The sequence below is a fragment of the Anaerococcus sp. Marseille-P9784 genome (assembly GCF_902500265.1).
Classification (GTDB): Bacteria; Bacillota; Clostridia; order Tissierellales; family Peptoniphilaceae; genus Anaerococcus.
Genome location: NZ_CABVOZ010000003.1, coordinates 150,763 through 173,845, shown reverse-complemented (window position 1 = coordinate 173,845; position 23,083 = coordinate 150,763). Strand labels below are relative to the sequence as shown.

The following is a 23,083-nucleotide window of genomic DNA, read 5'->3' as shown; positions in this document are numbered from 1 at the left end:
TCCATAACTAATCACAGTAAAAATACTCACTTATTGTGAGTATTATCTAATATCAAGCGTTTTAACATTTCTAATCCAAGATGATGAAGAATCAGAAGCTATATCAATTAAAATGATTTTTCCATATTTTGGATTAACATCATATACTGGAGTATCAGCTAATTTGTAAACTAGATAAACTCTATCAGGTTCTAGAGCTTGCGACATCGAAATTTTTTTAACATTACCCTCATCATCTTCAACATCAATTACAGAGCTATCTTTGAAATTATAATCAAGTTTCCCTATTATTTTCTCAAGAGAAACTCCTTCGATTGAAGTTTTTTCTAATCCTTTATTTGTAGAAACATTCTTAACTTCACAACCAATTTCTCTAAGTTCTTTTAAAGTAATAGCTTCTAATTGATCTCCATTCCCTTTAAAAATTATAATTTCACTGTCATATTTTGCTATTTCTTTTTCTTTAGAAACTTTAAAAAAAATTAGGCTTACAATTAGTATTGTTACAATAAAGGCCATAACTAGCGCTATTCTATATTTATTTTTCTTAATTCTCTTATTAATTTTTTTTCTAATCATTATTGTCCAGTTGATCCAAATCCATCTTCACCACGAACTGATTGAGAAAGCTCCTCAACAAATTCAATATCACATCTTTGATATGGTTGTATAATTAATTGTGCTAACCTGTCTCCATTTTTTATTATTTGCTTATCTTGACCGTAATTATACAAGAATATAACTATTTCACCTCTATAATCAGAATCTATTACACCAACGGTATTTGCTAACATCAAAGATTTTTTTACTCCGGTTGAAGATCTTGGATAAACTGCTCCAAAAAATCCATCTGGAATTTGAACTTTAACACCCGTGTTAATTTTTTTTACACTAGCAGGATTAATTATTATATCTTTATCAGTCAAGCATGGTAGGTCAATTCCTGCTGCACCTGATGTCTGATATCCTAAATTTTTAAATTCTGAGATTACTTTTAATTTTTTTGTCATTTTATCACCTTCATATGCTTAATATACCAATTTTTTACTATAATTACAAAATTTTAGTATTTTATATATTTTACTAACAATAAATTTCGTATATCATTTCTTAATTTTAAAATAATTGCTAAAGAAATTTAACTGTTATATAATAGTATATATAGTAAAATAAATATATCGAAGGAGGAATTGCTATGAGTAAAAACGATAAATTACTAGATCCTACCAGTGGAGAAATAAAAGAATCTAGCCAATTTGCTGGAAATGAGGAACTTGACAAAAAAACTCGTCAATCAGAAGCGACCAAAGGTGGAGAGGATATTGATAAAAAATTAAGTCCTGATCAAGAAGAGCTTAAAACCGAAGTTGATGAAGCTGATCAAATCTCTAATGTCGGTGTTGAAGCTAGAAGAACAAGAGATGATGATTTATCAGAAAATCCTTCTATGGACTAATATATAAACCATACTTTACATAAATATATAAGTATTAAGATGCCAAAATATTGTATTGTTTTTACTAAAATACAATATTTTGGCATCCTTTTATTTGCTATTTAGATATTATCATCTTCTAGGATTTCTCTTCTTAACATATCTCCTTTTTCAAGAGGTAAATCAATAGATATCAGAATTTTTTCTTTTGGTTTGTTTGCTACTTCTATATTTTCACCTTTGGTATTTTTCATATTATCGATTTTAAATTTGTAAAAATCTTTAGAATTTCCAAAAATTTCAATTTCTTCATCTAGAAAAAATCTATTTCTTTGCTCTATTGTTGCTATTTTACTATTTTTATCGTAATCTAAAACCGTACCTATAAAATCATAATTTCTAATATAAGAAGAATTTTCGTAAATTTGATCGTTGCCATCTGGCTTTTTATGGAAAAAGCCTTTAGTATAATGTCTGTGACTAGCTTTTTGTAGTTCTTTAAAATATTTATCTATAATTTCTTTATTGTAATTTCCCTCATAATATGCATCTATAGCTTGTCTATAAGATCTTACAACGGTTGCTACATAAAAAGCTGTTTTCATTCTTCCTTCAATTTTAAAACTATCTATCCCTGCTTCTATAAGCTTATCAATCTCATCAATTAGACAAAGATCCTTAGAATTCATAATAAAAGTTCCAGATCCATCTTCTTCTATTGGATAATATTCGCCAGGTCTAGTTTCTTCTTGTATGCTGTATTTCCACCTACAAGCTTGGGCACAATCTCCCCTATTTGCATCACGTCCTGTCATATAATTACTTAGTAAGCATCTTCCTGAATAAGAAATACACATAGCTCCATGAATAAAGACTTCAATTTCTAGATCTTTTGGAGTATTTTTCCTGATTTCTATTATTTCATCCAAAGATAATTCTCTAGCAAGAATAACTCTTTTTGCGCCCATCTTATACCAAAAATTAACTGTGGCAGTATTTGTAACTGAGGCTTGAGTGCTTACATGGATATCAATATTTGTTAGTTCTTTTGCTAAAGAAAATATACCTGGATCAGATATGATAAGAGCATCAACTCCTATCTCTTGCAAAAATTTTAAATAATCTTCTATTCCATCCAAATCTTCATCGTGGGGTAAAATATTCATAGTTATATGAACTCTAACATTATTTTCATGGGCGTATTTTACAGCCTCTTTCATAGATTCTCTATCGAAATTCTTTGCATTAGCTCTAAGTCCAAAGCTATCTCCTGCCATAAAAACAGCATTAGCTCCAAATTTTACTGCAGCTTGAAGTCTCTCCATATCTCCAGCTGGAGCAAGCAATTCTACTTTTTTTTCTTGCATTAATTCTCCTTAACACTTAAAGTTAGTCCATCGCCAATAGGTATGATTGTGCTTTTAAAATCATCTCTATCGACAACATAAGCCAAATAGTTTCTTAGCCTTTTTACTATAGTTATCATTCTTTTATCAACTAAATCATCATTTAAAACCATACCTCTAAATAAAACATTATCGGCAATTATTATTCCATTCTTATTTAATAACTTCGCAGAAATCTTAAAATAATCTATATAATGTGCTTTGTTTGCATCAATAAAAACAAAATCAAAGCCTTGATTAATATTACTCAAGGCTTTAATTGCATCATCATTTATTAAATTAATTGGTGCGTTGTATTTTTTGAAATTATTTTTTGCAATATCAGAAGTTTTTTCATCAATTTCTATTGTTGTAATATTTGCCTTAGTATATTTATAAAACACTAAGGAAGAATAGCCTATTGCGCTACCAATTTCTAGAATAGTTTTTGGCTTATTTATTTCTAATATTGTTTTAATAAACTCTTTTGTTTCAATATTCATAATTGGAACATTGTGTTTTTCGGCATAAGCTCTTAATTCCAAAAAATCAATATCTTCAATAATATTTTTTAGATAATCTGAAGTATGAGGGTAATTAATATATTTCATTATTATCTACTTCAGAAATAATAGGAAGAAGCATAGGATCTCTACCTAATTCGTTATAAAGGTAAGATTTTAAATCTTCTCTAATCTGATATTTAATTTGACTTAAAGCTCTTATCTCTTCTTTTTGGCATTTTTCTATGGATCTTAGAACAACTTCCTTAGAATTTTCAATAATATCCTGATTTTCTTTAACATAAACAAAACCACGTGATACTATTTCAGGGCCTGCCAATAAAGTTTGAGTATTTCTATCAAAAGTTATTGAAACAACCATCAATCCATCTTCAGATAAATGTTTTCTATCCTTTAGAACTATATTACCAACATCGCCAATACCAGAACCGTCAATTAAAACTTTACCTGCTTGAACTTTGCCTGAAATTTTAGCAGATTTTTTTGTAAATTCTAATATATCTCCATTATCTAGGGAGAAAATATTCTTTTTTTCCATGCCCATATCTTCAGCAATTTTTTCATGAGTTTGCAATTGTCTCGCCTCCCCATGGGCAGGAATGAGGTATTTTGGTGTTGTTAATTGATACATAAGCTTAATTTCTTCTTGACAAGCGTGTCCTGAAGCATGAACTTTGGCAAGTGAAGCGTATATTATATTTACACCTATTCTGGTTAGTTTGTTTATTGTATTGTTAATAGAAATTTCATTTCCAGGAATAGCTGATGAGGATAAAATTACAGTATCTGTTTCATTTAGATGGATTTGCTTATGCTCACCATTTGCCATTCTAGTTAATGCTGATAAAGGCTCCCCTTGTGTTCCAGTAGAAAGAACAACAACTTGATCATCAGAATATTTTTTGATATTTTTCATATCAATCAAAGTATTGCTATTAATTTTTAAATAACCCAAATCACTAGCAATCTTTACGTTGTTAATCATACTTCTACCAGAAAGTGCCACTTTCCTATTATATTTTTCTGCTGCATAGATAACTTGTTGTACCCTATGAAGGTTACTAGCAAAAGTAGCTACAATTATACGACCAGATACTTGTCCAAATATTCTAATAAATGTATCTCCAACCTCTTTTTCACTTATAGAAAAACCAGGTCTTTCAACGTTTGTACTATCCGCATAAAGAGCTAACAAGCCTTTTCTACCAAGCTCTGCAATTCTTTGGATATCCGTTGGATCGCCATCAATTGGTGTAAAGTCCATCTTAAAATCTCCAGTAAATAGTATAGTACCTACAGGTGATTTTAGGGCAATTGCACATGAGTCAGGTATTGAGTGGCTAACTCTAATAAATTCAAGACTCATATCTCCAACTTTGACCTTATTATTTACATTAACCATTTTAATTCTATTAGGATTTAAGCCATGTTCTTTAAACTTACTTTCTAACAATCCCTTAGTTAATTTGGAACAATAAACATTGGTGTCTACATTTTTCAAAAAATATGGAATTGCACCAATATGATCTTCGTGACCATGAGTTACGAAAATTCCTCTTAATTTATCCTTATTTTCTTCTACATAAGTAAAATCTGGTATTACTATATCAACTCCAAGCATATCTTGGTCAGGAAATGTTAGACCGCAATCTATCATTACCATATCATTACCATATTCTACTACTGCACAGTTTTTACCAATTTCTTGCATGCCTCCAATTGGTATCAATTTTAATTTTTTTTCATTTGTCATTTGTACTCCTTAATTTTTGACAGTCGGAGCAAGTACCATAGATCCTTAGTGAATAATAATTTAAATCGAAGTCATATCTTTCTTTCAATTCTTTTTCCAACTGATTTGTTGATATACATTCATCTTCTATGATTTTTCCACAATTTGTGCAAATGATATGATCATGATGAGAATTTGAAGAATCGATCAATTCGTAAGTATAAGCATTATCAGTAAATTCTTGTTTATTTACAATTCCTAATTCCTCAAATATATTTAGTGTTCTATATATAGTTGCTATTCCAACTTGTTTGTTTTTTTGGCGCACTATAGAAAAAAGTTCTTCTGGTGTAACATGCTTAGGAGAACTCTTTTTTAAGGCTAAAAATATTATTTCTCTCTGTTTAGTATATTTTTGATTATTTTTTTCAAATATTTTTTTTATATCTTTACTTTCCATTTGATTCATCTCTCATTTGTTCATAGAGTTCAATAATTTCATCTAATTCTTTTTGATCGTCAATACTCTTAAATAAAACTTCTTTGTCATTATTTATTACTTCTAAGATAAGAATCATATCATCATTATCTTTTTGTAATGCACAATAATTTTTATCATCAACTCCGAAAGTATCTATTATATTAAATTTAACTTCATTATTATCTTCATCGTATAAAATGATATTATCCATTGTTTCTCCTATCTAAATAGGTTTGTAAAATAAAAGTTGCAGCAATTTTATCAATATATTTTTTTCTATTTTCACGTCTTACATCCATGTCTATAAGAACTCTCTCCGACTGTAATGTTGTCATTCTTTCATCTTCATAAACAATTTCTTTATCGGTTTGTTTTCTTAATAAGTCTACAAAGCTCATAACTTTCATAGATTGTGGACCAATAGAATTATTCATATTTTTAGGTAAACCTACAACAATTAGATTTACTTGATTGTCTTCAATGATTTTTAGTAACTTTTCGATATCTAAACTTGCTTTTTTTCTTTTTATTGTTTCTAATGGATTAGCTATCAAAAACATAGGGTCGCTTAATGCAACCCCTATTGTTTTATCTCCTATATCCAGGCCCATAATTCTAGTCATTGATATAGCTATTTAATAATTCTTCAATTATTTCATCACGATCAACGGCTCTAATTAGTTTTCTAGCACCATTATGAGCAGTTATATATGTCGGGTCCCCAGATAATAGATAACCGACTATTTGACCAGTTGGTTTATATCCCTTTTCTTCAAGAGCAGAATATACAGTATTTAAAATATCTCTAATATCTTTTTTCTTATCTCTATCAGGTTTAAATGCAATAGTTTCATTTAAGTTATTATTATCAGTCATTTTATAACTCCCTTTATATTAATTGACGAGCCTTTTCTAAAGCAAGATCAACCTTTGAAATATCTTTACCTCCTGCTTGGGCGAAGTTTTTTCTTCCTCCACCGTTGCCACCTGTTACTTGACTTATTTCCTTTACAATTTTTCCTGCATTATATTTTTCGGTTAGTTCTTGATCAACTGAGACAGTAAATACTATTTTTCCGTCTAAAACACTAACAAATACAATAATTAATCTATCAAATATTTGTTTTAATCTATTTTCGTAATCACGCATTTCATCAATACTAGCATCATCAAATTTATATATCAAAAGATTTAGATCATCTTTTTTGATCACATTTGATTTTAAACTTTCAAAAACATCTTTGGTTGATGTTGATTTTAATTTTTTTATCTCATCTTTTTGATTATTAATTTCTGATTTTAAAGATTCTATTTTTTGTTCTATGAAATCTGGTCTAGAAGAAATTAAATTTGCTATCTCATCGATTTTGGAAATTTTTTCTTGGAGCAATTTGTAAACTTTATTTCCAGTAATTGCTTCAATTCTTCTAACTCCAGCTGATACTGATGATTCACTTACTATTTTAAACATTAAAATATTTGATGAATTATCAACATGACAACCACCACACAATTCTTTTGAGTAATCTCCAATAGAAACAACTCTTACTTCATCTTTATACTTATCTTCAAATAATCCAATTGCTCCCATCTCTTGAGATTTTTTAAATGGAACAATTTCCTTACTTACTGGTAATTGTTGGCAGATTTTATCATTAATAATATCTTCTATTTGCTTTTTTTCTTCTTTAGTTAAAGATTGGTTATAGGTAAAGTCAAATCTTAATTTATCCTCATCAACTAAAGAACCTGCTTGTTTTACTTCGTTACCTAAAATATCTTTAAGAGCCTGGTCTAAAAGATGTGTTGCTGAGTGATTGCGTGTTATAGCTAAACGTCTGTTTTTATCTATTTGGAATAAATACTCTTTTTCTGTTTCTAATGTTCCTTCTAAAACTTCTACATAATGAAAATAAATATCATTTTTCTTTTGAACATCATCTACACGAACTTTTGTATTTTCTCCTAAAATAAAACCAGTATCTGCTACTTCGCCGCCACCTTCAGCATAAAATGAAGTCTTATCACTTACTACTATACCTTCTTGTCCTTCTTTTAGCGATGTCAATCCACTATTTTTATCAAATAAATTTAAAATTTTAGCTTTTGTTGTGAAATTATCATAACCAACAAATTCAGTTATTTTAATTCCATCAGTTGCTATATTATCTAATGACCAACCAGCGTCTTTTTTTCTAGCATTTCTAGCTGTTTCTCTTTGTTTTTCCATTTCTTGATCAAAAGTTTTTATGTCAACATCATAATTAGATTCGTTTAAAATCTCTTTTGTAAGATCTATTGGAAATCCATAAGTATCATAAAGTTTGAAAGCTTCTGCTCCATCTAAAATTTTAGATTTTTTCTCTCTAATTTCATCGATTAAAGAGTTAAGTCTTTCAAGTCCTTGTTCTATAGTTTTTTGGAATCTTTCTTCTTCTTCGATAACTACATTTAGAATATTTTCTCTATTTGTGACTAACTCTTCATATTCTACTTTATAAGAATCAATAACCTTATCTATGATTTTTGATAAAAACTCACCTTGAATGCCTAATAATTTTCCGTGTCTATAGGCTCTTCTTATAAGTCTTCTAAGTACATAACCACGTTTTTCATTAGATGGTAAAACACCATCGGAAATAAGAAATGTCATTGCCTTGGCATGATCTGTTATAACTCTAATAGAAACATCATCCTTTGGATTTTCTTTATATTTTTTATTAGAAATTTTTTCTATTTCTGAAATAATGTCTTGAGCTATATCAACTTCAAAAATATTATCTTTATTTTGAACTATCATAGCAATTCTTTCAAGACCCATACCAGTATCAATATTTGGATGAGCAAGTGGCGTATAATTTCCTTGACTATCTTTATTAAACTGAGTAAAAACGAGATTCCAAACTTCCAAAAACCTATCTGAATTATCATTACCAGGCTTATTGTCATTACTATCAACAGCTCTTTTTTCTCCTCTATCTACAAAGATTTCAGAGCATGGTCCACAAGGACCAACTTCTAATTCCCAGAAATTATCTTCCTTACCTTGTTTTAGGATTCTTTCTTCTGGCATTCCAATATCATTTTTCCAAATATCGAAGGCTTCTTGGTCATCTTTATAAACGGTAACCCAAAGTTCATCTTTAGAAATTTCTAATTTTTGGGTTAGAAATTCATATGCCCAAGAAATAGCTTCTTTTTTGAAATAATCTCCAAAAGAAAAATTTCCAAGCATTTCAAAATATGTTCCGTGACGTTCAGTCTTGCCTACTCTTTCAATATCACCAGTTCGCACACATCTTTGTGAAGAAGTAGCTCTATTATTTTTCATTTTTTCTTCACCAGTAAAATATTTTTTAAGAGGAGCCATTCCAGCATTTATCAAAAGTAAAGACTCATCGTTTTTTGGTATTAATGGAAATGATTTTAAAATTGTGTGATTTTTCTCATTGCCAAAAAAGTCAATATATAATTTTCTTAACTCGTTTACTCCTAAATTTTTCATTTATTCTCCTAAGTTTTATTAATTTACAATTTCATCTATAGTTAAAGAATCTATAGTATTATTTATAGCTTCATCTATTTTATTAAATGCAAAAAAAGCGTTGCATTTGTTATCACAGTGATCTTTATTTTCAAAGCAACCACTAATACTAAAATCTCCCTCCAAAACTCTTAAAACTTCACCGACTGTTATTTCTGATGGATTTTTAATGAGTTTATAACCGCCTTTTGGTCCTCGGATAGATTTTACAATTTTTTCTTTTCTTAGTATTCTAATTAGTTGTTCCAAGTAATTTTCTGATAAAGATAGTTGTTCAGAAATTTCTGATACTGGTATGTAGCCTCTATCTTCATTTTCTGCCATATAACAGATGGCTCTTAAACCATACCTGCTTCTAGTTGATAATTTCATAATACCACACCTATACAGTTATCAAATCTTTTAATGATTGATAAAATTTTTCTCCTATGCCAGTTACATTTTTAATGTCTTCTATTTTTTCAAAAGGAGAATTTTCTCTATATTCTATAATAGCATTAGCACGTTTTTCGCCAATATTAGGTAATGTCATAAGTTCTTCTTTACTTGCTTTGTTGATGTTTATTTTCTCTATTTCAGTAGATGGTTTATCAGATATCAATAGATTATCATTTGTACTTGATGTTTCATCTTCAAAATCATAGATGCTAGGTATGTAAATTTTCATCTGATCTTCTAATTTCATAGCTAAATTTATTTTTTTGCTATTAGCATCTTTAGTTAAACCACCAGCTCTTTTGACCAAATCATCTAATCTATCGCCATTATTTACTTCATAGACTCCTTCTTTGTTAATCTCTCCAGCTATATGTACTTTGATTGTTTCACTAGCTTGTGTTTGATTAGAATCTTCTTTTGTTTCTTCTGTTTCTTCGAATTCATCATCTGAGCTAAACAAAGATATTTTTGAGTTAGAAAAATCATCTTCTTTTTGATCTATAAAATTATTTGCTAATAAAGCCACTAAAGCTATTATAAGTCCAATTATAAGCTTATCTTTAATTTTATCTTCCATTTTTACACCCAGAAATTATTGGCGAAGATTATTCACTCAACAAATTATCTATGCCATAAAATTCTCTTTGCTTTCTTGTGAAAATATGAACAATAATATCATTAGCGTCTATCAATATCCATTCGCCTTCTCTAAATCCTTCTTTAGAAATTAAAGAAAAACCATTCTTGATTAATTCTTCTTCGATGTAATCAGCCAGAGCTCTAGTTTGTATAACTGAAGTACCTGTAGCAATTACAATTGTATCTGCAATTGAAGAATTTTTAAGATTGATTACATTTATATCTTCTGCTAATCTATCCTCTAAAACTTTTAATATTATCTCTAATTTATTCATTATGCTCCCTAATTAAATAATTATATGCTTCTATAGTTAATGGATGAATAAGAAAAGATTTTTCCACCAAATAAGTAATATTGCGACTTAGACTATATAAAATTGCCTTATCCATATCATTTTCAGCAAGTTTTCTTATCTGATCTACTCCTGGATAATTTCTTTTACTTTCTATGGCATCTGCAAGGTAAATAATTTTATCAAGCTTTGTCATATTAGCTCTTCCGGTAGTATGAAATCTTATTGCATCCAATATATATTCATTATTTATATTATACACTTTTTTGGCAACTTCTGCTCCAAGAAATGAATGAATTACATTTTTAAATTCTAAATCTGATTCATTAATTTTATCTCCATAAAGTTTTAAATACTTCTTTTCATTATATTTGGCACAATCGTGTAAAATCGCAGCAGTTCTTACCAAATCTTCATCAATATCTTTATTTAATTTAATAGCGACTTCCATAACTCTTTTTGAGTGTTCAAATCTTTTAATCCCAATATCTGCTATTAAATTATTTTCCCGTTTTTTAATATCATACATAAAGTCTATTCTCCATTATAAAGTCATAAACATCGTCTGTAACTAAATATCTAATACTCTTTCCATTTCTAAGTAAATTTCTAATTAAAGTTGATGATATATTTATATTTAGATTATTGATTAGATGTATATTTTCTTTATTAGTTTCCTTAACTTTTTTTACTAGACTACTTTGCGAATCGATACTTGATCTTGCAAAAACTATTAGATTTTCTTTTAATAAATCCTTATAATTTTTCCAACTTTCTATATTCATAAAAGAATCTTCGCCCATTACATAATAAAATTCGTCAGTAGGATATTTTCCTTTGAAGTAATTTATAGTCTGATAGCTATAAATCACTTCGTTACTATTTGCCTCAAAAGTGGAAAGTATTATTCTATTATTATTTTCTATAGCTTTTTTTACCATATCAACTCTTAGCTTCACATCAGTTTTATCTTTACCTTGCTTATGTGGAGGATTTGAACTTGGCAAAATAATAATTTTATCTAAATTCATAATATTTAGAACATTTTCCATAACTATCAAATGTCCTAGGTGAATTGGGTCAAAAGTTCCACCAAAAAGTCCAATTTTCATAGTTATTCCAAATTATAATTCGAATTTATTATCATCACTTTTTCTATATATTGTTATTATACTTCCTAAGTGATTTACAAAATCTGCATTTAGACTAGTTAAAATATTTTCAAGTATTTCATCTTGATCGTCTAAATTATTATTTAGTATTTTAATCTTTATTAATTCACGAGAACTAAGAGCTTCATCTATTGCCCTAATTACTTCATCGGTAATAGAATTCTTCCCTATATTTATTACCGGTTTGAAATCGTGACTTAAAGATTTAAGCTTTGCTCTTTCTTTAGCGTTTATCATATTTCCTCCTATTCATAATATTCGAAGACAATATCGCCAATTGCTACACTATCTCCTTCTTTTATTCCCATTTCTTTTAATTTATCAAAAACTTCCATTTCTCGAAGTTTCTTTTCAAAAAACATTCTAGAATCGTAATCTTCCATATTTATTTTTTCAAGTAAATTATCAATTCTTCTGCCAGAAACAACAAAAACTTCGTTTTCCCTTGCAAAATTAAGGTCAAACTCAATTTCTTTATTATAAAATTCTTCCAAAAAGTTCTCATCAACTTCTTCTAATAAATCAAATTGTTTATCTTCAGATTTTGATAATAAATCATAGGCACCATCTAATAATTCTTTTATTCCATCAGTTGTAGCTGCTGAAATTTTATAAATTTTATAATTATTTTTAAAAGTTTCTATAAATTTACTTGCATTATCATTAAAGTCTAAATCTGTCTTATTTAGGGCAACAATCATTGGTTTATTAGCAAGTTCTTTGTTATATAATTCTAATTCTTTATTTATTAGATCAAAATCTTTTATAGGATCTCTTCCTTCTATACCAGAAATATCAACAAGATGAATTAATACTCTACATCTTTCTATATGCCTTAAGAAATCGTGACCTAAACCCTCTCCCTCATTAGCACCTTCTATAAGTCCTGGTATATCAGCTACAATAAATGATCTTTCTTTATCGATATTTACAACCCCTAAATTTGGATTTAGTGTCGTAAAATGATAATTCGCTATTTTTGGTTTTGCTTTTGAAATAACAGATATTAGTGTTGATTTTCCTACGTTTGGAAGACCTACTAGTCCTACATCGGCAAGTATTTTTAATTCTAATATAAGATTTATCTCTTGTCCTTTTTTACCATTTTCTGCAAATCTTGGAGCTTGTCTTACGGAGTTTTTAAAATGAACATTCCCTCTTCCGCCTCTGCCACCTTTTGCAATTAAAAATTCTTCTCCATCAACTTTAAAATCTTTTATAATTTTATTAGATGTTTCTTCTCTTAATATAGTGCCTACAGGAACTTTTATAATTAAATCTTCACCTTTTTTGCCAAATTTTTTGCTCTTGCCACCAGCTTCTCCATTTTCAGCTTTAAAAATTTTTTTAAATTTAAAGTCATCCAAAGTTGAAAGATTTCTTGTAGCTTTTATTATAATGCTGCCACCATCTCCTCCATCTCCACCTGCAGGACCGCCGGTCGGCTCATATTTTTCACGTCTCCAAGCAATAGCTCCATTACCGCCATTGCCAGCTTTTAGACTAATTTTTGCCAAATCTATCATGATAAATTCCTCTCACATAAAAAAGCTTGCCGAAAAGCAAGCTTTAGTTTCTTAAGCAATATCTTGTTTTGGATAAACAGAAACTTGTTTTCTGTCGCGTCCTTTTCTTTCAAATTTTACAATACCTTCATTTAAAGCATAAAGTGTATCATCTCCACCTCTTTTTACATTATTGCCTGGGTGGATCTTTGTACCTCTTTGTCTAACAATGATAGTTCCAGCATTTACAAATTGACCATCAGCTCTTTTTACTCCAAGTCTTTTGCTTTCTGAATCTCTACCGTTTTTAGAAGAAGATACTCCCTTTTTACTTGAAAATCTTTGTAAATTAATATCTAATATCATTTCATATCTCCTATAATATATTTGTATAAGCTTTTACAAAGTCATCATAACTTTGCGTTAGTGTCCAAATTCCTGTAGAAAAAGTATTTAAAATCACTTCTGAATCATGAGATGGATTTTTTACTAATAATTTCATAGTTTCTTCATCATCTTTAAATTCAAAATCATAATTATATGAATCAAGTGAATTAACTGTAGTATAAGCTAGCATTGATACTGCTGCACAAACTATATCTTTACCAGATTCGTCATAATCTGCATGACCAGTAATTTTAAAACCTCTTATAAGATCATCAATATAGATTATCTCTACTTTAATCATTAGTTAGCTTTGATGCTATCGATTTTTACTAAAGTATAAGGTTGTCTATGACCGTGTTTTTTTCTATACATTTTTTTAGGTTTATATTTGAAAACCACAATCTTCTTTGCTTTGTTTTGATCTTCTACTGTTGCGGAAACTTTTGCGTTTTCAACTGTTGGGCATCCAACTTTTACATCATCATCGTTAGCTACTAGTAGTACATCTTCAAATTCAACAGTTTCTCCAACTTGGTAAGGAAGTTTTTCAACTCTTACTAAGTCACCTTCTGATACTTTATATTGTTTACCACCTGTTTTAATTATTGCGTACATAGGTGTCCTCCTAACTTAAAATTCTCGCCAGTGTGGGTGATCAGTACCTAAACTGAGCGGTTTACCTTTAAATGATACTATTTGTATTATAGTTTGTCAACTATAATATTTAAATTTCAATAATTTCTAAAGTTTCTAAAGCTTCATTAATTAAATTTTCTATGTCTAAATTATTTTCATCATTTTCTATATATTTTAATCTTGGTTTTGTAACTGGTTTATCTGGTGCAAATATTGAACAACAATCATCAAAAGGTTCGATGGATTTCTCATATGAACCGATCTTTTTTGATAGATCGACTATATCTTTTTTATCCATGGCAATTAATGGTCTAAATATTGGTAAAGCTGATGCATTCTCTACAACAGTAAGAGACTCTAAAGTTTGACTTGCAACTTGTCCTAGGCTATCACCAGTTATTAAGACTTGAAAATCATATTTATTAGCTAATTTTTCACAAATTCTAACCATAAATCTTCTTGAAATAATAGTTGTATTTCTTCTATCACAATTACTTGCAATTGCCTTATATATTTCAGATAGATTTATGATAAATAATTGCATTTTCCCAGTATAATTAGACATTATTTTAGCAAGATCTATGGCTTTTTCTTTTGCTTTTAGTGAAGTATAAGGATATGAATGAAAATGTATAGCATTTATTTTCATTCCTCTTTTTGCCATCAAAAATCCTGCTACTGGAGAATCTATTCCACCAGAAAGTAAAAGTAGTCCATTGCCACTACTACCAATAGGAAGTCCTCCAAGACCTGGATATCTTTTTGTATAGACATAGGCGGAAGTTTTTATATCTATGAAAACTTTAAAATCTGGTTTGTGGATATCAACTTTAAGATTAATAAAATCATCTAGGATCTTATCTCCAATTATCACATTTAGCTCAGGCGAAGTGTATTTGAAAGATTTGTCTACTCTTTTTGTAATTACCTTAAAAGTTTTATTTTCATTTCCATAGTTTTCTTGGATTGATTTTTTTACAGCTAAATAAATGTCATTCTCATCTTTACTTACTTTATAAACCTTATCAATATAAGCAACACCAAAAACTTTTTGTATTTGTTCAATCAGTTGGTCAAATTTATCGATATTAGCATCGATATATAATTTTCCACTTTCCAGGTAGAAATTATTATAACCAATCTCTTTAATGTTGTTTTCTATATGTGCTAAAGCATCGTTAAAGAATTTTTTTCTATTTGCACCTTTTAAAAATAATTCCCCAAAGCTAACTGCTAATAAAGCTTTCATATCATTACCTTTCTAATTTCTTCTATCTTATCTTTTAAAATACATATTGTTTGATCTAATTCTTCCTTTGTATTTGTATCTGTAAAAGAAAATCTTATTACCCCATCTTTATACTTATCATCAACTCCAAGAGCTTCAAGTATTCTATTGTTATTTCCCTTTGAGCAGGCGGAACCGCTTGTTACATAAATTTCCTTTTCTTCTAGCATATGTAAGAGCACTTCAGATTTTATATTAGCAAATCCTATACTGAGTATATTAGGGCAATAATTTGTATCAGGAGAAACAATGTAATAATCCTTGATATTTTCCTTGATTCTATTCCTAAAATATAAATTTAATTCTTTAATATATTCTTTATCGTAAATCTTAACCTGCTCATCTAAGGCTATTCCCATGGCATAAATAGCTGGATGATTATTTGTTCCTGATGAAATAATCTGTTGTCTACCACCATATAAAACCGGAGAAACTTTTCCTATTATTTTATTATTTATATACAAGGCTCCAACGCCTTTTGGACCGTGAAATTTGTGAGCCGAAAAACTCATTAGATCGACTCCTAGTTTTTTTACATCGCAGGATACTTTGCCAAGAGCTTGGGTTGCATCAATATGAAAAATGATATTTTTATCAAATGCCTTAATGATTTTAGAAATTTCTTCTACATTTTGTATGACACCATTTTCGTTGTTAACATATATAAGAGATACAAGTTTGACTTCATGGATTAAATTGTTTCTTAAATTGTCCAAATCAATAAAACCATATTGGTCGTTCTTTAAGTATATAATTTCTTTATAATCATTGTTTTTAAAAGCGTCATATACTGAAGAATGCTCAACTTTGCTTGTAATAGCTATTGAATTAGAGCCTGAAAAAGACTTAATTACAATATTATTAGATTCAGTTGCTCCCTTGGTGAAATAAATTTCATTTGGACTAGCATTAATAATTTTTCCTATAATTTCTTTGCTCGTTTTTATCAATTTCTCAGATTTCATGCCAAAACTATTTAAAGATGAAGAATTTCCAAAACAATATTCTTCTGCATAATCTCTAGCTTCTTGAGCTTTTTTATAAATTTTTGTTGTTGCTGCATTATCTAAATATATCATCAATACTCCTTAATTATATAATTATATTACTAAGAATAAATATGGCAAATCAAGTATAATGGATTTATGATTAGCTTTAAAAAATTATATGCACCAGAAAATCTAAATAAAAACGAAATCATTTTAGATATCGAAACAACAGGCTTAGATAAGAGTGAAGACCAATTAGTTCTCCTTGGATTAATCACTTACGAAGATGATAAGTGTTATATAAGGCAATATTTTGCAGAGGATGATTCCGAAGAAAAAAGACTATTACAAATTTATTTAAAAATTGCAGAAAACAAAAAAATTATAAATTTTAACGGTAATAAATTTGATATTCCTTTTTTAAATTATCGATTGGAAAAACACAAATTGATGCCAATCTTTCCAGAGTCTTACGATATTTATAATATTATTTGCAATTATAGAAAATTTTTTACTTTTGATTCTATGAAATTAGTCGATATAGAAAAAAATATAGGAATATTTCGTAATGATCCAAGCAGATATAAGACAATTAGCAAATTAACTGATGATATCTCTAAAAGAGATAATCCAAGACCTATAATGATCCATAACGAAAATGATTTGATAGCTACAGAAAAATTAGCAAATATAGAAAAATTTTTTCTTAAAGAGCTTACAATTGATTTAAAAACTAATAAACTTACTTTAAATTCTATTTGGATAAATAACGATTTGGCTAAAATAAATCTTATAAGTAAAACTCCACTTATAGAATCTTATTTTACTTCCGAAAATTATGAATTAAGAACAAATGGAAATTCTATAGAGATTATTCTACAGGTTATTTACGGGCGATTTGATAAAAATAACAAGGGACATGTGGCTTTGAATACTTTCAATATTAAAAATGAAAGTGAAATTATAATAGACCCAAAATTATTGATTATAAGAGAAAATCATAGATACAATTACAAAAACATCTTAAAATTATCAAAAAAAATAATAGAGAACCAGCTATAAGTTCTCTATTTGCCAATCTATTGGATCAAGGCCATTTGATATTAGAAAATTATTTGTCTTAGAAAATGGTTTTGATCCAAAAAATCCTCTGGATGCTGAAAGTGGAGAAGGATGTACGGATTTTATAATCAAATGATTTGGATTCGTAATTAATTTTTCCTTACTTTGAGCATTTCTGCCCCACAAAATAAATACCATAGGTTTTTCTCGATCATTTAAAATCTTTATTATATTATCTGTAAGGATTTCCCAACCAATATTCTGATGTGAATTAGCCTCGGCTTCTCTTACGGTTAAGGAAGTATTTAATAACAAAACTCCTTGATTTGCCCACTTTATTAAATATCCATTATTTGGAATATAAGTTTTGATATCATCGTGCATTTCCTTAAAAATATTTAATAATGAAGGTGGAATTCTCACACCTTTTTTTACTGAAAAAGCATAACCATGAGCTTGTCCCTTACCATGATAGGGATCTTGTCCTAAAATTACTACTTTGCAATCTTTATAAGAAACAGATTTTAAGGCATTAAAAATATCGTACATATCTGGATATATGTTGTGAGTTTTATATTCCTTTATAAGATATTTTCTTAAATTTTGATAATAAGCCTTATCCCATTGGTCAGCTAAAAGCATATCCCAATCATTTCCGATATTAACACTCATTTTATTTTCTCACTTTGGTCAAAAAATACCATATATATTATGAGTAGTCCACTACCTAAAGTAACAAAAATATCAGCTACATTAAAAACAGGGAATTTCACAAAGGCAAACTCGATGAAGTCAACAACATAAGCGTTAAATAGTCTATCGTAAAAATTGCCCAAAGCTCCTGCTATAATAAATGCTATTGCTATATTTAAAAATTTGCTATTTTTCTTATAATTCTTAATGAAATAATAAATTAAAAATCCTACAATAGCAATTGTAAGTACTATAAAGAAAAATCTATTATTTTGTAAAATTCCAAAAGCTGCTCCCCTATTTTCTAAATAAGTAAAGTTTAATATCTTGCCAGATATTGGATTTTCAATAAAGTTATTTATAGCATAAATTTTGCTAACTCTATCTAAAATTAAACCAATTATTATTATTAATATATATATCATCTAATTTCCTTGTAAGTAATGTGAAAATTACCTTTCTTACTTTTCCCAGTTATTTCTTCGAAGATGAAACGTCCATATTTTCTAATAGAAATCATAGAATTTTCATCTATTATCCTTGATGGATTATCGATCATTTCAAAATCGACTTTGACGTTTTTGCTTTTTACAATTTCTTTTGCCTTTGATCTTGATAAATTTATAAATTCAGCTACCAAAATATCTAATCTAGTTGATGCCACAAATCCTCTATGGTCAATATATGTCAATGGTTTTATGTCAAGATTTTGCTTTTCTTTAATTCTAACATTTATTGATTCTCTTTTAATTTTATTTAAGTTAAATCTAATAAAATTAGAAATTTTATTTAAAACTGCTATCTGACAAATATTATCATTAATAACTATATCTCCAATATTTTCTCTATCTAAATTAAGACTCATCAAAGCTCCTAATACATCAGGATGACTTAGATTTTCATGGTCAAATTCTAAAATACTTATATAATCAGACTGATCAACTTCATAATAAGAAGAGGATACAAATATTTTTCTTTCCGCTAGATCATTGCCACCAATAAAATCTAACTCTATATTATTTTTTTCGGCAATATTTGCTATCACTTTTTGCTCAAATGGATCCAAAAAGAAACTGGATTCTTCAGTATTTCTAGCGTAAGATCTTTCAAGTATTGTCAAAGCTTTTTTTATAGAGGATTTTTTACTTTTATCACTTATAAAATTTAAATTATATTCTAATTTCATATAAATAAAATAAGCTGCCAGATAATAAATAATTATAAGTTAGCAGCTATTAATTGAGATTAAAGTTGATTATAATTGCCTTCAGAAATTTGATCTGTTATAGCACTATTTACTTCAACGCCCTTTGGAGAAATCACAAAAATTCCTTTTGTAACTTTTTCTACAGTTCCTTCTAGGGCATAAACAGCTCCAGAAACAAAGTCAAATATTCTTCTTCTCATATCGGTATCAACCATTTCGAGATTTAAAACTACTACTTTTTTATCTAAGATATCATCAATTACACTTGGTGCATCTTTTTCATAATCGAGTGGTTCGTGGATGCTAATTCTCATAGTTGATCTATTTGCAAAATTATTATCATTCATTTTTCCTATACTATCTCCTCTTTTTGATGGTCGTTTATAATTGTTTGACAAACCATAATCATTGTTTTTATAACTAGAATCAAAATTGCTAAAACTGCTTGATGATGTGTAATTATAAGAGCTATCAAAAGTGCTACTATCGGAATAATCACTTTCATAAGTTAAAGATTTATCTTTATTGTCAATATAATCACTATCGTCTAGTAAATTAGTGTAATTTTCCTTAACAGTTGATTTAGATTCATCTTCACTTTTTGGATAATCATCGTAATAATCTTCATCATCGTCGTAATTATCGTCTATACCAATAAATTCTTTAAATTTTTCAAACATAACTTTCCCTTTACTATAATTTCTTTCTTATATTATATCTTATAATATAAATTAGTAAAAATTTTTTTAAAATTCACTCTTTAAGTTTCTACCCATTAAGTCACAAGCAGAATCATTTGGCGATTTTCCTTCGAATAAAACCTTATATATTTCATTGGTTATTGGTAGCTCTATATTTTTTTCTTTAGCTTTTTCATAAATTGCACGCGTTGTAGGAATCCCTTCAACCACCATATTTATTTCGTTTGTAACTTGATCAATTGTATATCCCTTGCCAAATAAAATACCAGCCCTATTATTTCTAGAATGTTTGCTGGTTGCAGTTACTATAAGATCACCAATTCCAGCAAGTCCGTTAATGGTTTTAGGATTAGCTCCAAAGTTTACGGCAAATTTAGTCATTTCGTGAATTCCTCGAGTCATAATTGCAGCCTTGGTATTATCACCGTATCCTAAACCACTAAGCATTCCTATACATAAGGCTAATATATTTTTAATGGATCCACCTAATTCTACTCCTACTACATCAGTTGAGGAATAAACTCTAAAATAGTCGGTGTTAAATATTTTTTGAACATCTTTTGCTAAGGTTTCATCTTCGCAAGCACAGACAACAGTAGTAGGCATTTTTATTATTACTTCTTCAGCATGGCTTGGACCAGATAAAATAATATAGGGATTATCTCCTATTACTTCTTTAAATATTTGAGATATTCTATAATGAGTTTTAAGTTCTAAGCCCTTAGATAAGTTAATAAATACATTATCTTTATTTACAAAATTTTTGCACTTTAGCAAAACTTCTCTAAGTGCTTGAGTTGGAATTCCATTAACTATATATTTATTTTTAAATAAATCAGAAATATCATTAGTAGCTCTTATACGTTTTGAAAGTAAATAATTTTTTAAATATTTTCTGTTTTTATGATAATTATTTATGTTCTCTACATCTTCTATATTTCTACTATAGATCAATACATCAAAATTTTCCGACAATACACTTGCTATGGCTGTAGACCAAGAACCTGCTCCAATTATTGAAATTTCCATAAAATCCTCTTTTTATTAAAAAAGTTTTTTTTCTTTTCCATGTATTAATCTATCAATATTTGATCTATGTCTAAAGACCACCATAAAGCTTAAAAACATTAACACCCAACAAATAGGTGTAAATTCATATCTAAGAAAGCTAGTTAAAAAAACAGATATAGCTGATAAGATTGAAGCTAAAGATACTATATGACTTAACAAAAATACAATTGTAAATATAACAACTATGATTAAAGCGTATTTATAGTCTATAAATAAGAGTCCACCAAAGGTTGTTGCAACTCCTTTACCACCTTTAAAATTTAGAAATAAGCTATACATATGCCCTATAACCACAGAAATATATGATATTAGCATACCATTATAGCCTGCTAGCTTTTTACCAATAAAAACTGCTAGAAATCCCTTTAATATATCCATTGCAAATGTTACGCCACCAGCTTTTAATCCAAAATTTCTTAATGCATTAGTTGATCCTACATTTCCTGAACCTAATTTTCTTATATCGGTATTAAACCAAGCTTTGCCAATAATATATCCTGATGGTATAGAACCTAAAATAAATGCAATTACTGCTGCTATAATTATCATTTGCTTGCTCCTCTCTCATTTAGTATAAAGCTAAATGGAACACCTATTAAGTTGTAATTTTTCCTAATTTGATTTTCTAGATATCTCATATATGAAAAATGCATCAAATTTCTATCATTGACAGAAAGCATAAATTTTGGTGGTGCAGTAGAAACTTGTGTCATATAAAAAATCTTTAATCTTTTTCCTTTATCTTGTGGTGGTTGATTAAGCATTATTGCATCTTGTAAGATCGTGTTAAGAACTCCTGTTGATATTCTCGTATTATAATTGTTGTCGACAACTTCTATCATATCTAGAAGTGAATCTATTCTTTGATTTTTCAAAACAGATACAAAAACTATAGGAGCATATGGAGCAAAAGATAATGAATTTCTAATATCTTTTTCAAAATCTTTCATAGTGTTAGTTTCTTTTTCAACTATATCCCATTTATTAACAACTATTATTATTGCTTTTCTATTATTATGAGCATATCCAGCTATTTTTGTATCTTGTTCTGTTACTCCAACAGTTGCATCGATCAAAAATAAACATATTTCAGCACTATCTACAGCATCAAAAGTTCTTTGATTAGCATAGTATTCCACGTTTTCTTTAACCTTGTTTCTTTTGCGTAATCCTGCTGTATCTATTAATACATAATTTTTGTCATTATAGGTCCAATTTGTATCTACAGCATCTCTAGTTGTACCAGCGATATCTGTAACAATCATTCTTTGGTCGTTAACAAGTAAATTAACTAGTGAAGATTTGCCTGCATTTGGTTTTCCTATGATTGCAATTCTTGTTTCATCTTCGATATTTTCAAAAGAGTCAAAATTTATTCTTTCTATAATCTTATCTAGTAAATCTCCCAAACCCTTTGATTGTTCTGCAGAAATAATTGCTAAATCATCAAAGCCCAGAGCATAAAAATCATAGATGTCATCAGGAATTTTATTATTGTCAATCTTATTAACTACAATTATAATTGGCTTATTATATCGTCTGATAACATCTGCAATTTCACTATCATAGGGACTAAGACCTTCTTTGCCATCGACAACAAATAAAATTAAATCTGTCTCTATTAGTGCTTTTTCAACTTGAGATTTTATTTCTTGATTCATTATTTCTTTATTAGAAATATCAAGACCACCTGTATCGACAAGACTAAATTTTTTGCCCAGCCAATCTACCTTATCAACAACTCTATCACGAGTTACACCACTAACATCTTCAGTAATAGATTTTTTCTTGCCAACAAGTCTATTAAATAATGTACTTTTTCCAACATTAGTTCTACCCACTAATGTAACAATAGGCATAGCCATTATTTTTCTCCATTATTAAAATCATAACTAAGATCT

The 23,083-nt window shown here is 28.4% G+C and carries 31 protein-coding genes; 2 read left to right on the top strand and 29 right to left on the bottom strand.

The features are described from left to right. Window positions 1-42: 42 nt before the first annotated feature. Window positions 43-579, bottom strand: a complete 537-nt coding sequence (locus GAN53_RS07495; protein ID WP_151410489.1) for a hypothetical protein — start codon at window positions 577-579, stop codon at window positions 43-45. Then, a complete protein-coding gene (gene dut / locus GAN53_RS07490) occupies window positions 579-1,010 on the bottom strand; it encodes a dUTP diphosphatase (RefSeq protein ID WP_151410488.1) in 432 nt (143 codons plus the stop codon). The genes GAN53_RS07495 and dut overlap by 1 nt, the downstream gene beginning before the upstream one ends. A gap of 185 nt (window positions 1,011-1,195) precedes the next feature. On the opposite strand from dut, the gene GAN53_RS07485 reads away from it, so the two are divergent. After that, window positions 1,196-1,456 (top strand): elastin-binding protein EbpS, encoded by a 261-nt coding sequence (locus GAN53_RS07485; protein WP_151410487.1) that lies wholly within the window; start codon window positions 1,196-1,198, stop codon window positions 1,454-1,456. Between the two features lie 101 nt (window positions 1,457-1,557). Here the strand turns inward: GAN53_RS07485 and GAN53_RS07480 are convergent, their stop codons facing one another. The 20 genes from GAN53_RS07480 to GAN53_RS07385 all read right to left on the bottom strand — a co-directional run bounded on the left by GAN53_RS07480 (window position 1,558) and on the right by GAN53_RS07385 (window position 16,538). Further along, the gene (locus GAN53_RS07480; RefSeq protein ID WP_151410486.1) at window positions 1,558-2,802 is read right to left on the bottom strand and encodes a peptidase U32 family protein; all 1,245 of its coding nucleotides are present in this window, start codon (window positions 2,800-2,802) and stop codon (window positions 1,558-1,560) included. Beyond that, window positions 2,802-3,431: an O-methyltransferase gene (locus tag GAN53_RS07475; protein WP_151410485.1), complete on the bottom strand. Its 630-nt coding sequence runs from the start codon at window positions 3,429-3,431 to the stop codon at window positions 2,802-2,804. The genes GAN53_RS07480 and GAN53_RS07475 overlap by 1 nt, the downstream gene beginning before the upstream one ends. Beyond that, the gene (locus tag GAN53_RS07470; RefSeq protein WP_151410484.1) at window positions 3,418-5,097 is read right to left on the bottom strand and encodes a ribonuclease J; all 1,680 of its coding nucleotides are present in this window, start codon (window positions 5,095-5,097) and stop codon (window positions 3,418-3,420) included. The genes GAN53_RS07475 and GAN53_RS07470 overlap by 14 nt, the downstream gene beginning before the upstream one ends. Then, window positions 5,087-5,536, bottom strand: coding sequence for a Fur family transcriptional regulator (locus GAN53_RS07465; RefSeq protein ID WP_151410483.1), 450 nt, complete (start codon window positions 5,534-5,536; stop codon window positions 5,087-5,089). Before GAN53_RS07465 ends, GAN53_RS07470 begins: the two co-directional genes overlap by 11 nt. Then, entirely contained in the window at window positions 5,526-5,768 is a 243-nt protein-coding gene (locus tag GAN53_RS07460) for a DUF1292 domain-containing protein (protein WP_151410482.1), read from the bottom strand. The genes GAN53_RS07465 and GAN53_RS07460 overlap by 11 nt, the downstream gene beginning before the upstream one ends. Then, on the bottom strand, window positions 5,761-6,180 hold the full coding sequence (gene ruvX / locus GAN53_RS07455; RefSeq protein ID WP_151410481.1) for a Holliday junction resolvase RuvX: 420 nt from the start codon (window positions 6,178-6,180) through the stop codon (window positions 5,761-5,763). The genes GAN53_RS07460 and ruvX overlap by 8 nt, the downstream gene beginning before the upstream one ends. After that, on the bottom strand, window positions 6,173-6,433 hold the full coding sequence (locus tag GAN53_RS07450) for an IreB family regulatory phosphoprotein (RefSeq protein WP_151410480.1): 261 nt from the start codon (window positions 6,431-6,433) through the stop codon (window positions 6,173-6,175). Before GAN53_RS07450 ends, ruvX begins: the two co-directional genes overlap by 8 nt. Window positions 6,434-6,446: 13 nt before the next feature. Further along, a complete protein-coding gene (gene alaS / locus GAN53_RS07445; protein ID WP_151410479.1) occupies window positions 6,447-9,062 on the bottom strand; it encodes an alanine--tRNA ligase in 2,616 nt (871 codons plus the stop codon). Window positions 9,063-9,080: 18 nt separating this feature from the next. Continuing rightward, window positions 9,081-9,473 carry an RrF2 family transcriptional regulator gene (locus GAN53_RS07440; RefSeq protein ID WP_151410478.1) on the bottom strand — a complete coding sequence of 131 codons (393 nt, stop codon included), beginning with the start codon at window positions 9,471-9,473 and terminating at the stop codon, window positions 9,081-9,083. 10 nt (window positions 9,474-9,483) lie between these two features. Then, window positions 9,484-10,116 (bottom strand): helix-hairpin-helix domain-containing protein, encoded by a 633-nt coding sequence (locus tag GAN53_RS07435; protein ID WP_151410477.1) that lies wholly within the window; start codon window positions 10,114-10,116, stop codon window positions 9,484-9,486. A 28-nt stretch (window positions 10,117-10,144) separates the two neighbouring features. Further along, window positions 10,145-10,453 carry a ribosome silencing factor gene (rsfS, locus tag GAN53_RS07430; protein WP_151410476.1) on the bottom strand — a complete coding sequence of 103 codons (309 nt, stop codon included), beginning with the start codon at window positions 10,451-10,453 and terminating at the stop codon, window positions 10,145-10,147. Beyond that, complete coding sequence (gene yqeK, locus GAN53_RS07425) at window positions 10,446-11,000, bottom strand: bis(5'-nucleosyl)-tetraphosphatase (symmetrical) YqeK (RefSeq protein ID WP_151410475.1); 555 nt, start codon at window positions 10,998-11,000, stop codon at window positions 10,446-10,448. The genes rsfS and yqeK overlap by 8 nt, the downstream gene beginning before the upstream one ends. Beyond that, window positions 10,993-11,583 (bottom strand): nicotinate (nicotinamide) nucleotide adenylyltransferase, encoded by a 591-nt coding sequence (gene nadD / locus GAN53_RS07420; protein ID WP_151410474.1) that lies wholly within the window; start codon window positions 11,581-11,583, stop codon window positions 10,993-10,995. Before nadD ends, yqeK begins: the two co-directional genes overlap by 8 nt. Window positions 11,584-11,595: 12 nt before the next feature. Further along, window positions 11,596-11,880, bottom strand: a complete 285-nt coding sequence (gene yhbY, locus GAN53_RS07415) for a ribosome assembly RNA-binding protein YhbY (RefSeq protein ID WP_151410473.1) — start codon at window positions 11,878-11,880, stop codon at window positions 11,596-11,598. Window positions 11,881-11,888: 8 nt separating this feature from the next. Next, entirely contained in the window at window positions 11,889-13,169 is a 1,281-nt protein-coding gene (gene obgE / locus GAN53_RS07410) for a GTPase ObgE (RefSeq protein WP_151410472.1), read from the bottom strand. A gap of 51 nt (window positions 13,170-13,220) precedes the next feature. Further along, a complete protein-coding gene (gene rpmA, locus GAN53_RS07405; protein WP_192574110.1) occupies window positions 13,221-13,511 on the bottom strand; it encodes a 50S ribosomal protein L27 in 291 nt (96 codons plus the stop codon). 13 nt (window positions 13,512-13,524) lie between these two features. Continuing rightward, window positions 13,525-13,836 (bottom strand): ribosomal-processing cysteine protease Prp, encoded by a 312-nt coding sequence (locus GAN53_RS07400; RefSeq protein ID WP_099320713.1) that lies wholly within the window; start codon window positions 13,834-13,836, stop codon window positions 13,525-13,527. Next, window positions 13,836-14,150: a 50S ribosomal protein L21 gene (gene rplU, locus GAN53_RS07395; RefSeq protein ID WP_099320714.1), complete on the bottom strand. Its 315-nt coding sequence runs from the start codon at window positions 14,148-14,150 to the stop codon at window positions 13,836-13,838. The genes GAN53_RS07400 and rplU overlap by 1 nt, the downstream gene beginning before the upstream one ends. Window positions 14,151-14,259: 109 nt before the next feature. Next, on the bottom strand, window positions 14,260-15,420 hold the full coding sequence (thiI, locus tag GAN53_RS07390) for a tRNA uracil 4-sulfurtransferase ThiI (protein WP_151410470.1): 1,161 nt from the start codon (window positions 15,418-15,420) through the stop codon (window positions 14,260-14,262). After that, on the bottom strand, window positions 15,417-16,538 hold the full coding sequence (locus GAN53_RS07385; protein WP_151410469.1) for a cysteine desulfurase family protein: 1,122 nt from the start codon (window positions 16,536-16,538) through the stop codon (window positions 15,417-15,419). The genes thiI and GAN53_RS07385 overlap by 4 nt, the downstream gene beginning before the upstream one ends. 66 nt (window positions 16,539-16,604) lie before the next feature. On the opposite strand from GAN53_RS07385, the gene GAN53_RS07380 reads away from it, so the two are divergent. Further along, the gene (locus tag GAN53_RS07380; protein WP_151410468.1) at window positions 16,605-17,510 is read left to right on the top strand and encodes a ribonuclease H-like domain-containing protein; all 906 of its coding nucleotides are present in this window, start codon (window positions 16,605-16,607) and stop codon (window positions 17,508-17,510) included. On the opposite strand, the gene GAN53_RS07375 is transcribed toward GAN53_RS07380, so the two are convergent. The 7 genes from GAN53_RS07375 to der form a co-directional block, all read right to left on the bottom strand. Further along, the gene (locus GAN53_RS07375) at window positions 17,505-18,182 is read right to left on the bottom strand and encodes a uracil-DNA glycosylase (RefSeq protein WP_151410467.1); all 678 of its coding nucleotides are present in this window, start codon (window positions 18,180-18,182) and stop codon (window positions 17,505-17,507) included. The two genes, GAN53_RS07380 and GAN53_RS07375, sit on opposite strands and share 6 nt — an antisense overlap. Further along, window positions 18,179-18,628, bottom strand: a complete 450-nt coding sequence (gene lspA, locus GAN53_RS07370) for a signal peptidase II (protein WP_151410466.1) — start codon at window positions 18,626-18,628, stop codon at window positions 18,179-18,181. Before lspA ends, GAN53_RS07375 begins: the two co-directional genes overlap by 4 nt. Beyond that, window positions 18,625-19,389 (bottom strand): YlmH/Sll1252 family protein, encoded by a 765-nt coding sequence (locus GAN53_RS07365; RefSeq protein ID WP_151410465.1) that lies wholly within the window; start codon window positions 19,387-19,389, stop codon window positions 18,625-18,627. Before GAN53_RS07365 ends, lspA begins: the two co-directional genes overlap by 4 nt. Before the next feature lie 59 nt (window positions 19,390-19,448). Next, window positions 19,449-20,090: a cell division protein SepF gene (locus GAN53_RS07360; protein WP_151410464.1), complete on the bottom strand. Its 642-nt coding sequence runs from the start codon at window positions 20,088-20,090 to the stop codon at window positions 19,449-19,451. A 66-nt stretch (window positions 20,091-20,156) separates the two neighbouring features. Further along, complete coding sequence (locus GAN53_RS07355) at window positions 20,157-21,140, bottom strand: NAD(P)H-dependent glycerol-3-phosphate dehydrogenase (RefSeq protein ID WP_151410463.1); 984 nt, start codon at window positions 21,138-21,140, stop codon at window positions 20,157-20,159. 15 nt (window positions 21,141-21,155) lie between these two features. After that, window positions 21,156-21,731, bottom strand: a complete 576-nt coding sequence (plsY, locus tag GAN53_RS07350) for a glycerol-3-phosphate 1-O-acyltransferase PlsY (protein WP_151410462.1) — start codon at window positions 21,729-21,731, stop codon at window positions 21,156-21,158. Continuing rightward, the gene (gene der / locus GAN53_RS07345) at window positions 21,728-23,047 is read right to left on the bottom strand and encodes a ribosome biogenesis GTPase Der (RefSeq protein WP_151410461.1); all 1,320 of its coding nucleotides are present in this window, start codon (window positions 23,045-23,047) and stop codon (window positions 21,728-21,730) included. Before der ends, plsY begins: the two co-directional genes overlap by 4 nt. Between the last annotated feature and the right edge of the window lie 36 nt (window positions 23,048-23,083).